This is a genomic window from Paraburkholderia sp. DD10 (assembly GCF_049177125.1).
In the GTDB taxonomy this organism is placed as follows: domain Bacteria; phylum Pseudomonadota; class Gammaproteobacteria; order Burkholderiales; family Burkholderiaceae; genus Paraburkholderia; species Paraburkholderia terricola.
Window position 1 is genome coordinate 503,066 of sequence record NZ_CP185392.1, and the last position, 14,096, is coordinate 517,161.

General features: G+C 62.7%; 16 protein-coding genes. 9 read left to right on the forward strand and 7 right to left on the reverse strand.

The genetic code is table 11. From position 1 onward, the window contains the following. Positions 1-110: 110 nt before the first annotated feature. The gene (locus tag ACOCG7_RS02345; protein ID WP_073431546.1) at positions 111-956 is read right to left on the reverse strand and encodes an autoinducer binding domain-containing protein; all 846 of its coding nucleotides are present in this window, start codon (positions 954-956) and stop codon (positions 111-113) included. Positions 957-1,389: 433 nt separating this feature from the next. Between ACOCG7_RS02345 and ACOCG7_RS02350 the strand changes: the two genes are divergently transcribed. After that, positions 1,390-1,647, forward strand: a complete 258-nt coding sequence (locus ACOCG7_RS02350; RefSeq protein ID WP_073431545.1) for a hypothetical protein — start codon at positions 1,390-1,392, stop codon at positions 1,645-1,647. A gap of 59 nt (positions 1,648-1,706) precedes the next feature. Here the strand turns inward: ACOCG7_RS02350 and ACOCG7_RS02355 are convergent, their stop codons facing one another. Beyond that, positions 1,707-2,411, reverse strand: coding sequence for a response regulator (locus ACOCG7_RS02355; protein WP_421376678.1), 705 nt, complete (start codon positions 2,409-2,411; stop codon positions 1,707-1,709). Positions 2,412-2,483: 72 nt separating this feature from the next. Here ACOCG7_RS02355 and ACOCG7_RS02360 point away from each other — a divergent pair, with 72 nt between their 5' ends. From ACOCG7_RS02360 to ACOCG7_RS02390, 7 genes are all read left to right on the forward strand, one after another. After that, positions 2,484-3,191, forward strand: coding sequence for a YadA family autotransporter adhesin (locus tag ACOCG7_RS02360; protein ID WP_083082825.1), 708 nt, complete (start codon positions 2,484-2,486; stop codon positions 3,189-3,191). Positions 3,192-3,644: 453 nt separating this feature from the next. Beyond that, the gene (locus tag ACOCG7_RS02365; protein WP_073431544.1) at positions 3,645-5,966 is read left to right on the forward strand and encodes a DUF3141 domain-containing protein; all 2,322 of its coding nucleotides are present in this window, start codon (positions 3,645-3,647) and stop codon (positions 5,964-5,966) included. After that, positions 5,891-6,937 (forward strand): phosphate acetyltransferase, encoded by a 1,047-nt coding sequence (locus ACOCG7_RS02370; RefSeq protein ID WP_176035764.1) that lies wholly within the window; start codon positions 5,891-5,893, stop codon positions 6,935-6,937. Before ACOCG7_RS02365 ends, ACOCG7_RS02370 begins: the two co-directional genes overlap by 76 nt. Positions 6,938-6,941: 4 nt before the next feature. Beyond that, on the forward strand, positions 6,942-8,120 hold the full coding sequence (locus tag ACOCG7_RS02375) for an acetate/propionate family kinase (protein WP_073431542.1): 1,179 nt from the start codon (positions 6,942-6,944) through the stop codon (positions 8,118-8,120). Between the two features lie 12 nt (positions 8,121-8,132). Then, positions 8,133-8,924, forward strand: coding sequence for an enoyl-ACP reductase FabI (gene fabI, locus ACOCG7_RS02380; protein ID WP_073431541.1), 792 nt, complete (start codon positions 8,133-8,135; stop codon positions 8,922-8,924). Positions 8,925-8,947: 23 nt separating this feature from the next. Then, complete coding sequence (locus ACOCG7_RS02385; protein WP_073431540.1) at positions 8,948-9,202, forward strand: hypothetical protein; 255 nt, start codon at positions 8,948-8,950, stop codon at positions 9,200-9,202. Between the two features lie 131 nt (positions 9,203-9,333). Beyond that, a complete protein-coding gene (locus ACOCG7_RS02390) occupies positions 9,334-10,251 on the forward strand; it encodes a hypothetical protein (protein WP_347142853.1) in 918 nt (305 codons plus the stop codon). A gap of 80 nt (positions 10,252-10,331) precedes the next feature. Here the strand turns inward: ACOCG7_RS02390 and ACOCG7_RS02395 are convergent, their stop codons facing one another. The 4 genes from ACOCG7_RS02395 to ACOCG7_RS02410 all read right to left on the reverse strand — a co-directional run bounded on the left by ACOCG7_RS02395 (position 10,332) and on the right by ACOCG7_RS02410 (position 11,910). Further along, complete coding sequence (locus tag ACOCG7_RS02395) at positions 10,332-10,952, reverse strand: serine O-acetyltransferase (protein WP_277998139.1); 621 nt, start codon at positions 10,950-10,952, stop codon at positions 10,332-10,334. A 146-nt stretch (positions 10,953-11,098) separates the two neighbouring features. Beyond that, a complete protein-coding gene (locus ACOCG7_RS02400) occupies positions 11,099-11,275 on the reverse strand; it encodes a hypothetical protein (RefSeq protein ID WP_227470565.1) in 177 nt (58 codons plus the stop codon). A 98-nt stretch (positions 11,276-11,373) separates the two neighbouring features. Then, the gene (locus tag ACOCG7_RS02405; protein WP_227470563.1) at positions 11,374-11,583 is read right to left on the reverse strand and encodes an NAD-dependent epimerase/dehydratase family protein; all 210 of its coding nucleotides are present in this window, start codon (positions 11,581-11,583) and stop codon (positions 11,374-11,376) included. A 15-nt stretch (positions 11,584-11,598) separates the two neighbouring features. Next, the gene (locus tag ACOCG7_RS02410; protein WP_073431537.1) at positions 11,599-11,910 is read right to left on the reverse strand and encodes an H-NS family nucleoid-associated regulatory protein; all 312 of its coding nucleotides are present in this window, start codon (positions 11,908-11,910) and stop codon (positions 11,599-11,601) included. A 135-nt stretch (positions 11,911-12,045) separates the two neighbouring features. On the opposite strand from ACOCG7_RS02410, the gene ACOCG7_RS02415 reads away from it, so the two are divergent. Further along, a complete protein-coding gene (locus ACOCG7_RS02415; protein ID WP_073431536.1) occupies positions 12,046-12,672 on the forward strand; it encodes a TetR/AcrR family transcriptional regulator in 627 nt (208 codons plus the stop codon). A 66-nt stretch (positions 12,673-12,738) separates the two neighbouring features. On the opposite strand, the gene ACOCG7_RS02420 is transcribed toward ACOCG7_RS02415, so the two are convergent. Further along, on the reverse strand, positions 12,739-14,043 hold the full coding sequence (locus tag ACOCG7_RS02420; RefSeq protein WP_073431535.1) for an SUMF1/EgtB/PvdO family nonheme iron enzyme: 1,305 nt from the start codon (positions 14,041-14,043) through the stop codon (positions 12,739-12,741). Positions 14,044-14,096 lie beyond the last annotated feature (53 nt).

The following is a 14,096-nucleotide window of genomic DNA, read 5'->3' on the forward strand; positions in this document are numbered from 1 at the left end:
CCTGTTGTCGTTATGGACACACCTCGGCCCCGGCGAATCGTGTCGCCGGATGTCCCGTAGCCAGGTGGTGGTGCGGCCGTCCGCGTGACAGCGGCCGCGAGCGTACAGCGTCAGTCGCCGAGAATGCAGCCCGCGATATACGCGAGCTGCACGCGGTTCTGCGCGTTATAGATTTTCTTCAGTTGCCGCAAGTGATAGCCGACGTTGTGCGCCGACATCGACAGGGATTCGGCCATTTCACGATCGCTCAAGCCCTGCGTGACGAAGCGCAGGATCGAACGCTGCACGTCGTTGAGCGTATCGGCCGTCAGCGAGGGCAGCAGACTGCGCGCGCGCGCCTCGATGAAGGTGTGCAGGCCCACGCCGATTGCGTACGCTTCGCCGAGCGTGGTGTCCGCGATCCAGCCGCGACCCGTTTGCGTGCTCGACAGCGTGATGATGCAGTGCTCGAGCGGATTGCCGGTGGCGAGGCCGACACTCACGCCGCTCTGCAGGCCCGCCTGCTTCGCCGCATGGCTGAAGCGGCGCGCGAAGGCTTCGCAGCGCTCGGCCATCGGCGTGGAAAACATCGATTCCAGATCCCACGCGAACGGCCATTCGAAACGGCACGCATAGGCCACGCGCGGATCGATTTGGAAGAACTGCTCGCGCCCATAGCGCTCGGCCCAGCCGGGCGGCGAGTAAGTGTCGAACCAGGCGGCGCGGCTGACGAATTCGCCAATCCGCACGATATGGCAATAGCAGAGCGAGTCGAACCCCGCGCGCTGGATCACTTCACGCATGAGCGCTTGCCGTGCCTCGCTGCCCGGTGCTTCGAGCAACTGCCGGCCGATACCGGCCAGCCCCTGCCCACCGGCGCTCAGCGCCGTGTCCGGCGCCGCCTGTGCGCCCTCGTGATCGAGTTGGGTATCGCCGAAGGTGAATAAAGCGGTGTGCTCTTCGCCCGTTTCGCTCATTGATTGATTTTCCGCTGGAACTTCGTGTTCCGTTTTGCCGCTCCGCAAGCGCCCGACAGGCCTACGCGGAGCTGGCTCGCGCTCGCGCCGATTCGGGCAAGCGAGCGCCGGGACGTGGCTCAATTCTAGAAGCGAATAAATCGTCCGACAATTGGCACTCGCGTAGTTTTCGGAGTGTGCAGGGGTTTCGGGTGACGTAAAACTACGAACTCGCGTGACGAAACCGCAATGGCGAGTTAATTCGAAGGCGCCGCGGGAACGATATGCCGATTGATTTAACGAAAGCCGTTAATTCGGCAGATTTTACGGTTTGCCACATTTTTATTAAAGCATTCCTGGTTTCAGGTATGACGCGTGCGGTTCGTGCCTTCAGATGATCGCGGTTGTGCGATCGCGGTTTCTTTAACTCATTGCGCTCGAAATGGAGCCTGTGATGTTCGTTGTCTATTGGCTCGAAAGTGGACTCGACAGCGCGAGCGGCAACCCCGGACAGGAATCCGCCCGCTTCAGGCGCTTCGACCCTGGCGCGCTCGCGGAAGCGCTCAAATTCACCGAGGTTTTACGCAATGCCCAATTGCAAGGCGGCGGCGTCAGCTTTGTGACGTTGTGCAGCGAGAATCCGCAATCGGTTGGACGCTCGGGCGCAGCGGACCCACCCGCGGACTATGCATGGAAGAAGCGCCGTTCATAGCGCGAGTGGAAGCCTGTGCCTTCTCCTCGCGGCTTCGCGGCGGCGCGCAAGCGCGCCGCTCATTCGATGGCGAGGTTGCCCGCGGAACTGGTTCCGGGCGCATCGGTCGCGACCGCGAGCCCCGTTTCGTACGCAAACCGGAACAGATCGGCGTCGCGGTCGATACCGAGCTTGCGCATTGCCCGCGTCTTCTGCGAGCTGATGGTCTGCTTCGTGCGATGAAGCCGCTCCGCGATTTCGTTGACGGACATGCCGGATACAAAAAGCCGCACCACTTCCATTTCACGCGTGGTCAGCGTGCGCGTGCGTGCACTCGCGTTAGGGGCGAGTTCGGCATGTGCGCCCTCGGGCGCGCGCGACGTGAGGCGGAAGTACGTGGCGCCCGCGTACACGGCATGAATCGCCGAGATCAGGTGACCGGTGTCATGCGATTTGCCCAATACCCCATGCACCCCCAGGTTGGCGATCTCCTGAGCGATAGCCGGGTTTTCTATGGTCGTGAAGACCACGATCTTGAGCGTCGGATAAGTCCTTCGCAGATAAGCCAGCAGGGTCATGCCGTCGCCATACTCGCCGCCGGGCATTGCGTAGTCGGTGATGACGACGTCGCAGGGCACCGCGTTCAGCAGCCTGATACGTTCGCCCGAATCTCCGGCGGTACCCACGACGTCCAGCGTGGGAAGCACGGACAGCGCATGTTTGATACCCGAAAGCAGTGCCGGATGATCGTCGGCGAGTACGACACGAATCTTCATCGTGCTCATGTGGACCCCCGCAGAATATAAGAATGAATGTAGGCGGACTGGCTCGTGACTGTACCCGAAATTGACCCTCAGATGAACGACCGTGTGTCGAACATCGAAAGCGGCGCGTCGGGTGGCGGCACGATCGATCCGTCGCTGCCGGGCAGCGGCGATGGCAGTGTGCAGGTGGGCTCAAACGCGAACGCGTCGGGTTCGAACAGCACGGCGCTCGGCAACGGCGCGGTGGCAACGGGCATCAACAGCACGGCCACGGGTGTCGGCGCGACGGCGTCGGGTAGCAGCAGCACGGCGAACGGTGCGGGCGCAATGGCATCGGGTGAGAACAGCACGGCACTGGGCGCGAACGCCAGCGCGAATGGAAACAACTCCGTCGCACTGGGCGCGGGTTCGGTGGCGGATCGGGACAACAGCGTCTCGGTGGGCTCGATCGGCAACGAACGCCAGATCACCAACGTCGCGGCGGGCACCGCACCGACCGATGCGGTCAACGTGCAGCAGATGAACGACCAGATCGGCAGCGTGCGCTCCGACATGGAAGGCTATCGCCGCGACTCGAACGCGGGAACGGCGTCCGCCGTCGCACTGAGCATGCTGCCGCAGGCACCGGCTGCCGGAAAGAGCGTGGTGGGCATGTCGGGCGGCACATATGGCGGACAGTCGGCAGTCGCATTCGGTCTGTCGACCTACACGCCTAACGGCAAGTGGATCCTGAAGGGCGGTGGTTCGACCAACTCGCGCGGCACGGTAGCGGTCGGCGCTAGTGCCGGGTATGTCTGGTAATTCGCCGATGACCTGACTGCTGCATGCAGTCATTGCAGGGCCAAGGACGTTCGAGAAATCGGCGTCCTTTTTTTATGGAGTCGAGGTTTTGTCGCGGTGCCGGCAATGCTCCCCTTGTTTCCCGCGTTACCTGCTCGTGCATTCCCTCCACCTCCTCGACGTGGCTGGCACTGCTGACTTCGTCGTTCAAAACGTGACCACGCCGCCGCGTGTTTCGAAGCAGGCGCGGACACTTCGTCAGCACCATTAGATGCGCCCCGCATTGGTGCGGCATCCTGCCTTCGTCTATCGGCAGCCGCACGATTGATCTAGGTCACAACAGACCAAAGCCGCACGCGTACGCTGCACGAGTTGCATGCGTTATCGGTGCGCGCACGAATCATCGAGCCCGCCAGCAGCCTGCGGGGCAGCCGCTAGCGCGGCTCAATCAATGTAGCAACGGAGGACGGTGTCATGGACGCAGCCACGCAATTGGCGCGCAGTCAGGAAATTGCCGGGAAAGTCGCGTGCGTGCTGGAAAAGCGCACGCAGAACGCAATGGAGCAATACGGGAAACGGTTGCGCGCAGCCGTCGACGGCGACGCCGGCAGCGACCAGAGCGTGACCTCATTCGCGGCGCAACTCAACCCCTTGAGCGCATGGCATTACGCCGTCGACGTCGCACAGCGCTCGCTGCTGTTCTGGGACACGATGCGCGAGCGCGGCACGCAATACGTCGAACGCGCTTCGCAGGAACTCAAGCCCGCGCTTCATTTCGACTACGACATCGTGCTCGACGCGAGGCATTTCCCGCGCCCCGTCAATTACGCGCTGCTGTATATCAAGCCGCCCGAAGGCGTGATCGTCGACGCGAAAAAGCGGCCTTATCTGATCATCGATCCGCGCGCCGGCCACGGTCCGGGCATTGGCGGCTTCAGAGACGATTCGCAGGTCGGCGTCGCGCTGCGCGCGGGCCACCCCGTGTACTTCGTCGTGTTCTTCCAGAACCCCGAACCCGGCCAGACCCTGCTCGACGTATGCGCCGCCGAACAGGAGTTCGTCAGGAAGGTGCGTGCGCTGCATCCCGACAGCGCGAAGCCGGCCATCATCGGCAACTGCCAGGGCGGCTGGGCCGCGATGATGCTCGCGAGTTCGTCGGCGGAGGATACCGGTCCCGTCGTCATCAACGGCGCGCCGATGTCGTACTGGAGCGGCGCGTGGAGCGACGGCGCAGGCGACAATCCGATGCGCTATGCGGGCGGGATACTGGGCGGCACGTGGCTCGCGTCGTTTTCGTCCGATCTCGGCAACGGCAAGTTCGATGGCGCCTATCTCGTGCAGAACTTCGAGAACCTGAACCCGGCCAACACGTTGTGGGACAAGTACTACCACGTCTACGACAACATCGACACGGAGCCGCCACGCTTTCTGGAATTCGAGCGCTGGTGGGGCGGCTACTACCTGATGAACCGCGAAGAGATCGAGTGGATCACGCGCAATCTGTTCATCGGCAACAAGCTCTGGTCGGGCGAAGTGCGCGGCGTTTCGGGCAAGGCGTTCGACCTGCGCGAGATCCGCTCGCCGATCATCCTGTTCGCCTCGATGGGCGACAACATCACGCCGCCGCAGCAGGCCTTCAACTGGGTGACCGATCTCTATGGCAGCACCGAGGAAATCAAGGCGCGCGGCCAGGTCATCATCGGGCTGATGGACCAGGAGGCCGGACATCTTGGCGTTTTCGTGTCGGGCAAGGTGGCGAAGAAGCAGCATGCGCAGATTGTCAACGTGCTCGAGATGATCGAGACGCTCGCGCCGGGCCTCTACGCGATGCTGATCGACGAGGTGAACGGCGCCGACGGGAAGGTCGCTTACGAGGTGACATTCGTCGAACATCGTCTCGAAGAAATCGCGCAGCATTTCAACCGCTTCAAGCGCGAGGACGAAAAGCCGTTCGAAGCCGTTGCCGAGCTTTCCGAATTCAACCAGCGCGCCTATGAATTGTTCATGCAGCCCTACGTTCAGTGGATGTCGAACGAGACCACTGCGCGATGCCTGCGCCAGTTTCATCCGCTACGCTTTCAGCGCTGGGCCTTTTCGGATCTGAATCCGTGGCTTGCCTGGCTGCGCCCGGCGGCTGAAGCGGTCAAGGCGAACCGGCAGCATGCCGACGATATCGCGCCGTGGCGCGCGCTCGAACATCGCGGCGCGGAAATCGTCAGCGCCTCGCTCGACCACTATCGGGCGATGCGCGACGCCGGCACCGAGTCGCTGTTCTTCAGCCTCTACACCGCGCCCTTCCTGCTTCATTTCGCGCAACGGTATCGCAGTCGCGAGATCGCCGTGTCCACGGCTACTAATCCGCGCGAACTGCCTTTCGTGAAGGAGGCATTGGCGTCAATCGCGCAGGGCGGCTACGACGAAGCGGTTGCGCGCGCGGCCTTCCTGCTTGGACGCAGCGGCGAGCCGCTCTCGCTTGCCCGGCTTGCGACGCAGCGTGAACTGGCTGAAGCCTACGCCGAATATCTGCCGAGCTTGCCGCCCGATCAGTGGCGGCGCGTTCGCGGCGAACAGGAACTCATCGCGACTTATGAGCCGCAACAGGCCATCGCGACGCTTCCCGCGCTGCTCGCCAAACCGGACGACCGCCAGCGGCTGCTGACGTTGCTGGACAGTCTGCTGGCCGACACGCGCGTGCAAAGCGTGCCGCCGACCGCGCACCAATGGGACGCGTTGCAACGCATTCGCGCGGTGCTCGGCGCGGCTCCCGCGGTGCGGCCAGAGCACGCTCTGTCATGAGCGTGCCCATATTTCCCACTGAGGACTCGTCCGTGGAACCCAGACACGCGAAGTATCGCCAGCTCATTGCCCACTGTCAGACACTCGCGCCGATGCCCACGGCCGTGGTCCATCCATGCGACAGAAGCTCGCTGGAAGGCGCCGTGGAAGCGGCGCGCAGCGGCCTGATCGTGCCGATCCTCGTCGGGCCGCGCGCTCGCATCGAATCGCTTGCCGCCGAGTGCAAGCTTTCGATTAGCGATTATCAGATCGTCGACGCGCCGTTCAGCGAGGCCTCGGCAGCCGCGGCCACGCAACTGGTGCGAGAGGGCAAGGCCGAGGCGCTGATGAAAGGCAGCCTTCACACCGACGAGCTCATGGCCGAGGTCGTCCGGCGCGATGCGGGGCTGCGCACCGGCCGGCGCGTCAGCCATTGCTTCGTGATGGACGTGCCCGCCCACGCGGACGCGCTGATCGTCACCGACGCCGCCGTGAACATCGCGCCGACGCTGGAGGAAAAGGTCGACATCCTGCAAAACGCGATCGACCTTGCGCACGCGCTTCAGTTTCCGGAGGTACGGGTGGCGATTCTCTCGGCCATGGAGACCGTCAGCCCAAAGGTGCCCTCGACCATCGAAGCCGCCGCGCTATGCAAGATGGTGGATCGGCGGCAGATCACGGGTGCGCTCGTCGACGGCCCGCTTGCGCTCGATAACGCCATCGACCCCGAGGCCGCGCGCATCAAGCAGATCGATTCGCCCGTGGCCGGGCGCGCCAATGTCCTCATGGTGCCCGACCTCGAAGCGGGCAACATGCTTGCCAAGAGCCTGTCGTTCCTCGCGGGCGCGGACGCGGCCGGCATCGTGCTCGGAGCGCGTGTGCCGATCATCCTGACGAGCCGCGCGGATTCGCTCATTACGCGGCTCGCCTCCTGTGCGGTGGCGGTGCTCGTCGCGCAGGCGCGGCGCGAAGCCGCGAAGATCGTCGGGTGACGTCATGGCAGATGTGATTCTGGTTCTGAACGCAGGCTCGTCGAGCATCAAGTTCTCCGCATTCGAGGAGCAGGGCGACGCGCTCGATCTGGTCGTGCATGGCCAGGTCGAGGGCCTGTACACGAGCACCGCGCGGTTCGAAGCCGTCGACCGTCACGGCGAGCACCATGCGAGTGAACGGAGCGACGGCGGCGAGCTGGACCACCGGCAAGGATTGGAGATTATCGGCGCGTTCCTGAGCGAGCATCGCGAAGGGCACAGCCTCGTCGCGATCGGCCATCGCGTCGTACACGGCGGGCAGCGCTTCAGCGGTCCCGTGCGAGTCACGCCTGACATAACGGACGAGTTGGAGAAGCTTACGCCGCTCGCGCCGCTGCATCAGCCGCACAACCTGAAGGCCGTCCGCATTCTCGGCGAATTGCAACCGGGCGTGCCTCAGGTGGCGTGCTTCGATACGGCTTTTCATCGCACGCAACCCGAGGTGGCCCAGGCGTTCGCGCTGCCCAGATCGATCACCGGCCTGGGCGTGCGGCGCTACGGCTTTCATGGGCTTTCCTACGAGTACATCGCGAGTGTGCTGCCCGACGTCGCGCCGAAGGCGGCAAGCGGACGCACCGTGGTCGCGCACCTTGGCAACGGCGCGAGCATGTGCGCGCTCGTGGCGGGCAGGAGCGTGGCGAGCACGATGGGTTTCACCGCCGTGGACGGATTGCCGATGGGTACGCGGTGCGGCAGCCTGGACCCCGGCGTCGTGCTCTACCTGATGGAAGCGCTCGGAATGGATGCGCATGCCGTCGAGGATCTGATCTATCGCCGCTCGGGTCTGCTCGGCGTATCCGGCGTATCGAGCGACATGCGCGTGCTGCTCGCCAGCGACGATCCTCACGCCCATTTCGCCATCGAGCTTTACATCTACCGCATATCGCGCGAGCTTGGCGCGCTTGCCGCGGCAATGGACGGGATCGACGCGCTGGTTTTCACGGCGGGAATCGGCGAGCATGCGGCGGCGATTCGCGAGGGCGTGGTGCGGCACGCGGCCTGGCTCGGCGCGGAACTCGACGCCGAAGCGAACCGCAACGGCGGAGCGCTCATCACCACGGCATCGAGCCGGATGTCGGCGTGGGTCATCCCGACCAACGAAGAGCTGATGATCGCGCGCCATACGCGCGAGGTTCTCAAATGAAGGAGCAACGTCATGTCGTCTGAACCCGCCGAGGGATTACGTCCTGTACTAGCGGGCATGAAAGCGCTGGTCACCGGCATTGCCAACGAACACTCGATTGCATACGGTTGCGCCAAGGCGTTTCGCGAGCTCGGCGCGGATCTGGCCATCACCTACGCCTCGGAGAAGGCGAAGCCTTATGTCGAACCGTTGGCGAGCGAGCTTGGCGCAGAGCTTCTGCTGCCGCTCGATGTCGGTGACGCGGCGCAGCTTCAATCGGTATTCGGGCAGATCGGGCAGCGCTGGGGACGTCTCGACATTCTGCTGCACTCCATCGCGTGGGCGCCGAAAGACGATCTGCATGGCGGACTGCTGCATTGCTCCAGCGAGGGCTTTGCGCGCGCGATGGACATTTCGTGTCATTCATTCGTGCGCATGGCGGCGCTTGCCGCGCCGCTCATGGACCAGGGCGGCACCCTGCTCACGATGAGCTATTACGGCGCCAACAAGGTCGTGCCGAACTACAGCGTGATGGGGCCGGTGAAGGCCGCGCTCGAAGCCTGCACGCGCTACCTCGCCTATGAGCTCGGACCGAAGGGCATTCGCGTGCATGCGATTTCGCCGGGTCCGCTCAAGACGCGGGCGGCCTCCGGCCTCAAGGACTTCGACCTGCTCCTCAACGAGGCGGTCGAACGCGCGCCGCTCGGCGAGCTGGTCGACATCATGGATGTGGGCTACACCTGCGCGTTTCTCGCCACGCCCTACGCGCGGCGGGTTTCCGGCGAAACGCTGTATGTCGACGGCGGCGTCAACATCATGGCCTGATCTGGCTTTGGAGAGAAAACATCATGGCTGAGCTTTTACTGGGTAATGTCGAAGAAAGCGTTCTGGACGAGGAAATCAGCGAGTTCCTGCAGAGATACGGCTTCCCTCCGTTCGATTCGATCGAGCGCGTGCCCGCGGGAATCGGACGGCCCGTCGCGCTGCTAATGTTCAGCAACCTTTCGGCGGAGGCACTCAACCTGCTCCGGTCGAGAATTCACAACATGTTCTGGAAGAATCACACCATCACTGCGCAGATCCTGCTGGAACGGGAAGACTGAGCCGCAAAAGAGGGCGACCAATGAGCATTCTGATCAGGCTGTTTCATCGTGAAGGCGCATCGGAAAAGCACACCCGGAATTCCGCACAGGTGAGCGACACCATCGAGCGCATTGCAAAACTGACTCCGCAGTTGCGGCTCGCGGAGCATTATCGTGAGCGCCTCGCGGCGTCGGTCACGACTTCGCTCGACTATGTCCGGGCATTGGTGGACGACATGCCGCCGGCACGCGAGGCGAGCGCATCCGCCTGGATGACGGACCCGTATATTCGGGCCTTTTTCGCCACGCCGGAAGAGGTGCCGCGCGTCCTGAGTCATGCCACTGAACTGCATGCCTATTTCGATGCCCACCCCTTGGCGAACGAGGTCTTCGCCGTGCTCGGCATGTCGATGACTGAACGGCGGACATTCGGCGTGGCGCAACACGAATCGACGGCGCGTACCGACGTGCAACTCACCACCGTGAGCTTCAGCGATCACCGGGCACGCGTATGCGCCGACACCGAAGACACGCTTCGAGAGGAGATCGTGCGCCGTGTGGTGGATCAGCTCGTGCTCGTCGCCATCGAACGAATCGGGGCGGACGTGTCGCGCCGCGGCGAGCTCGAGCAGGAGCGTGCGCTGCTCAAGACGCGCCTGGCTCTGTTGCAGCGGCAAGGCAGCGGGATGAGCGCCGTGTTGGGCGCGCAGCCGTTGTCCAGTTTCGTGGAGGTGGCGCACCTGCAAGCGGAGCTGGAAAAGAACGACGCGGAGATGGCGCGTCTGGGACTCGCGACCGAGGCGATCGACCGTCGTCTGGAGACTATTGCCGAGGTACTCGGCTCGCCTGCGGAACACCTGCATGTAGTCAAGCGGGAACTGCGGCTCGATCACATGAACGTGATCGCGGAGAACGGATACGCTCGCGAGGGCGCAACGATCGAATTGAGGCTCGCAAGCATGCCGGAAACAGCGGGTGCGATGCGGGCGTTTGCGCTGGTGCGATTCGCACGCGTCGATTTACTGCCGGCGCCCAGCATGGCCGATGAAGAGCGAAAGTTCCTGGTCTGACGCCGCCGCGAACGCTATCGCATCGTGTGTCGGGGTGCCTTAAGCGTCAAAGGGGCGAATGTGTGAATGAAGGGCGGCGGCTAAACCTCTGATCGTTGACGAGGCTCGGGATGCGACGTCACCCAACGCCGCGTGATGTATCGCCCTTCCCGGTTCAGCGCCGCGTCGTTGGTCATGACGCGCGCCGGGCTACCGGCGACGGTTACGCCTGCGACCACGTCTCTCGTCACTACGCTGCCCGCTCCGATCGTGACGTTGTCGCCGATAGTCACTGCTTCGACGATGCAGACGTTAGGGCCGATATATACGTTGTTCCCAATCGTGGCGGCCTTGCCGTGATTGCTGCCAATCGTGGTGCATTGGGAAATATTGCAATTCGAACCGAACACGGCGGTTTCATTGACCACGATGCCGCCAAAATGCGAAATGAAGAAGCCCGGACCAATCGTGGTTCCAACGGGAATGACGATTCCAAATTTTCGTTGAGTCGCACGCAACTTTGCCCGAAGCATGAAACCGATTACGCCGTTCCGGTGAGCGCTCGCCAGGCGAAACCAGAACATGTAGTTGAAGCCCTCGTTGCCAATGAACTTCCTCATGAAGCATTTCAAGTCGATTCGCCCCGCCACGCGAAAGAGGTCGCTTTTTATCAGTTCAATAGTTGTTTTCATCGTTTTTGGCAACCGTTGAAAAGTCTTCACCTCCGGTACCTTATACCCATTCGACGCCAGGATATGTGAGGTACAAAACCATCCGTGGGAAGTAAAAGCAGGCCCCTGCCCCCTAGCGTAACGAGCATGCGGCGAATCCATTTGCGGCGAATCGCACCATCGGTACAGCAAGGAACTCAACCACGTTGCCCGGCATTCCGTAGCGCCGACGACCCATTCAGGTGCCATTCCAGCGTTCTTGCTATCCCTTTTTCACAGCTCTCGATCGGACGCCATTGCAGTTCGCGCATCGTCTTGCTCGCATCGATCGCGTAACGCCAATCATGACCAGGACGGTCGGCGACGAATTTCACGAGACGCGCATGCGGCGCTCCGTCGGGTCGAGCCGGTCCATCAGCGTGCAGATGAGCGCCACGATATCGACGTTTCTCCATTCGTTGCACCCCCGACGTTATAGGTTTCTCCCACCGTCGCGGATGTTGGAGCCATTGCCGCACACCGGAATATCGGCTCCCTCGAGGCAGCGCCTGACGACGGTCGGGATGAATTTCTCTTCATGCTGGTAGGGGCCGTAGTTGTTCGAGCAATGAGTGGTCGATACCGGCAGAGCCTCGTCGAGATCGCCCGGCGCCTCGGCGCACTCGTCTTGCGCTGGGCTCACTAGGACCGGCCACGGCTAGTCCGATTCGGCGTCGTCGGACGGCTTGACCAGAAAATCGTTGTAGCTCCGGTTCCGGATCCAGGACGGCGCGCGGCCGCGGCCGCTCCAGGTGGCACCGGTCACGGGGTCCTGGTATTTCATCTGAAGCGGTTTGGTGTTGTAGGTGCCTCGCCGGTCGACGCGTAACTGGTTAGGCACGAGGTTGAAGAAGTTCATGACCTGGCGGACGTGTTCGATAGCCGCGTTCTGCTCCTGCTGCCAGGCGACCGATATCCGCTCATCGAGTTGCGCGAGCTGCTGCTTCAGCATCTTTACCCTGCTGCTCATGTTCTCTTTCCGTAATACATGACCAAGTTGTCGCCAGAGTCCGATAACCACATTGTGAGATTTCAAGTGAGATGTGAAATGCAATCGTAATACTATCGAGTTGAATTTTAAATATCAACTGATATCCTTCCGGCCATGTACACGGCGACCAAACCCCAGCGGCTGAGCCGCGAAGAAAGTCGATTGCAGACTCGGGCAGATTTGCTTGCTGCGGCGAAGCGGCTGTTTGTCGAGAAAGGTTTCGGTGGTACGTCTCTCAGGGATATCGCGGCCGAGGCAGGTTATACGCAGGGCGCTTTCTATTCGAACTTCGCGAGCAAGGAAGATCTGTTCGTGGAACTGATGCGAGAGCGGTCGAGGACGCAAGTGAGCGACATTGGCCGAACGTTGAGCGACCCGTCTGCGTCTGCGGACGACATATTGAACGCGTTGGAGGTCTGGGCGCAGACGCTCGATGCAGAGCCCGAATGGTCTGTGTTGGGCGTTGAATTCAAGCTTCAGGGACGCCGCAACCCCGTTTTTGCAACGGCCTCACAGGCGCTGCTGGACGCTCATCGTGATGGCCTTGCCTATTGCATCGGGCAGATTTTCGCCAGGCTGGAAAAAGTGCCGCCCGAATCGCCGACCGTATTGGCGGCGGCCTTCATGGGTCTCTCACAAGGCCTCGCGCTGCAGCGGTCGATGCTGGCCGAGGCGCCCATTGGACACATGATCATGGTGTTCCTGCGCAGCCTGTTGGCCGCGGCGCCGCGGGTGCGCTGATCTGCAAGAATGACCTTCGTTAAAGCGGAAGCCGGAGTTTGTTTCCAACTTCCGCTTGATGAGTCATCACCTCACGCACCGGAACCCCGCATACACATGCTGATAATGCGGCTGAAACCAGTTGCGGAACGCCGGTCGCAACATGCACCGCGCGGTGCGCGACGACCCGCCCTTGATCACGTAGTGCTGCCCGTCGAAAAAGTTGGCCGAATAGCCGGGATAAAACGGAAACGCTTCAAACCCCGGCAGTGCGTCGAACAGCGTCGACGTCCATTCCCAGCCATTCCCGAATTGACCTTCGACACCGAACGCGCTGACGTTATCCGGATACGCGTCGACCGGCTGCGGGTCCCAACTGCGAAAATCGAAATTGCCCGACGCGGCATGCGGCGCACCCTGCGCCGCGCGTTGCCATTGCGCCTCCGTGGGCAGCGCCTTGCCGGTCCAGCGTGCGTAGGCGCTCGCTTCGGCGTGGCTCACGTAGACGGGCCAGTCGAGCGGCAGCGGCACTTCGTCGAACATCGTGCGCAGCATCCATGCGCCTTGATCTCCGTCGGGCCGCGACCAGCAGGCGGGGTGCTCGATCTGCTCGGCTTGCCTCCACGCCCAATCGTTATCCGACCACCATTTGCGCTCGCGATAGCCGCCTGCCTCGATGAACTCGCGAAACGCGCCGTTCGTCACCATGTAGCGATCGATCTCGAAGGCGGGCACGTCGACGCGCATTTCGCCGAACTCGTTGTCCCAGCCGAAGCGGCCGCCGTCGCGCGGCATGCCGAGCAGCGCGGCGCCGGCCGGCACGCCGACCATCGAAGACAATTCGCCGCCGCGTTCGCCACGTGTGCGTACCGGCTCGCGCAAGTCCGTGACCTTCTGTTCGAGCGGTAGCTGATGCAGCATGTACGCGAGCGTTTCGGCATGCATCAGCCGATGCTCGATCGCGACATTCAGCAACTGCTCCGACGCGTCGGCTTGCGTGCCGCCGCGGCCGACACGCGCCGAGTCGGTCAGCGCATCGAGCTCGCGGTCGATCTGTTCGCGCGCGCGCGAACCATATGCGCGCACCGTGTCGAGCGACGGCCAGTCGCCTGGCTGATCGGTCGGAAAACCGCCGTCGACGGGGTCGATGCCGAAAGCGAAGAGCTGATCGAGCCGCGGGTCGAACGCCGGCAGATCGCACAAACGCTGATCGAACAGATTGCGATCGAACGCTTCCAGATGGCCGATGTAAAACACGATCCGGTGGCGCTCCCGGATCGGCCGTTCGTACAGAAACTCGGGTTTGACGATGGAAAACAATGCGTCGGTGACTTGACGCGCGTCGATGAGACGCTGGACGAGCGGGTGGTGCGGGGCGGGGTCGCGATTCATTTCGCCGGGTCTCCTTGCGGGGGACGGACTAAGACTGTACCCGGTCGCAGCAG